Source organism: Streptomyces klenkii (genome assembly GCF_003626645.1).
Classification (GTDB): domain Bacteria; phylum Actinomycetota; class Actinomycetes; order Streptomycetales; family Streptomycetaceae; genus Streptomyces; species Streptomyces klenkii.
The window spans coordinates 1-1,114 of the sequence record NZ_RBAM01000162.1 but is presented as its reverse complement, the minus strand read 5'-3'; the positions used below and the strand labels follow the sequence as shown (position 1 = coordinate 1,114).

Sequence of the window (1,114 nt, the reverse complement as noted above, 5' to 3'; positions counted from 1 at the left end):
TAGAGCGGGACGGGCGCGGTGGCCTGCGCGGCCCCCGGGTGGGACGGGCCCGCGTGGGAGGGGCCCGGCGGGGAGGGGTGGTTCACGGGTGCTCCAGGGCGGGGAGTTTCTGCAGGTGCTCGGCCAGCGCGAGCAGGGCGCGCAGCGAGGTGCCGCGGTCGCGGGCGTCGCAGGTGATCAGCGGCGTGTCGGGGGCCAGGTCCAGCGCCTTGCGCAGCTCGGCGTCGGGGTAGGCGGGCGAGTCGGGGAAGTGGTTGAGCGCCACCGCGTACGGCAGGCCCTGCTCCTCGATCAGCCCCATCACCTCGTAGGAGTCGGCGATGCGGCGGGTGTCCGCGAGGATCAGCGCCCCCAGCGCGCCGTGCGTGAGGTCCTTCCACAGCGCGTGGAAACGCTGCTGCCCCGGCGTGCCGAAGAGGCAGAGCGCGAGGTCGTCCGCCAGCGAGACCCGTCCGTAGTCCAGCCCGACGGTGGTCGTCGTCTTGTCCCGCACCCCGTGGAGGTGGTCCACGACGGCGCCGGTGGCGGTCATGACCTCCTCGGTCTTCAGCGGAGGTATCTCCGAGAGGCTGCGGACGATCGTGGTCTTGCCCACGCCGAACGGCCCGCTGACGATGACCTTGACCAGCTGCTGGTCGGGGTTGCGCAGGTAGATCCGGTCGCGGGCGGATCCGGTGGCGGCCCGGCTACTGGAGAGCGCGGAGTCCATCGATCACCCTTTCGAGGAGCTTCTTGTCGGGCCGCCAGGCGCGGCCGGGCGTGAACGCGGGGGCCGGCGCGCGGGCGTGCAGCAGGCCCTCGTCGAGGAGGTCGCTCGCCAGCACCTTCACGAAGCTGACGGGCAACGACAGGTGCGCGGCGACCTCGGCCAGCGGGAGGGCGCCGTCGAGCAGGATCTCCAGCACCCGCTGCTGGGCGGGCGTGAGGTCGCCCGGGACCTCGTCCACGGCCGACCGCAGCACGGTCAGGCGGTCGAGGACGTTGCGCGTGGGGTGGGTCCGGCCCCCGGTCCACACGTACGGCGGGATCAGCCGCCTGGTCATGCGGGCGCGCCGCCCTGGTCCGCAGGGGGCGGCGCCCCGTGCGGACGCGGCGGGCTGACCATGGCCTTGCC

2 protein-coding genes are annotated in these 1,114 nt (G+C 74.0%); both read right to left on the bottom strand.

The window, feature by feature from the left end:
- Positions 1-82: 82 nt before the first annotated feature.
- Positions 83-709 (bottom strand): GTP-binding protein, encoded by a 627-nt coding sequence (locus D7231_RS35455; protein ID WP_199739546.1) that lies wholly within the window; start codon positions 707-709, stop codon positions 83-85.
- A partial coding sequence (locus tag D7231_RS35450; protein WP_338419913.1) for a DUF742 domain-containing protein occupies positions 687-1,114 on the bottom strand: 428 nt, incomplete at its 5' end. The genes D7231_RS35455 and D7231_RS35450, both read right to left, overlap by 23 nt.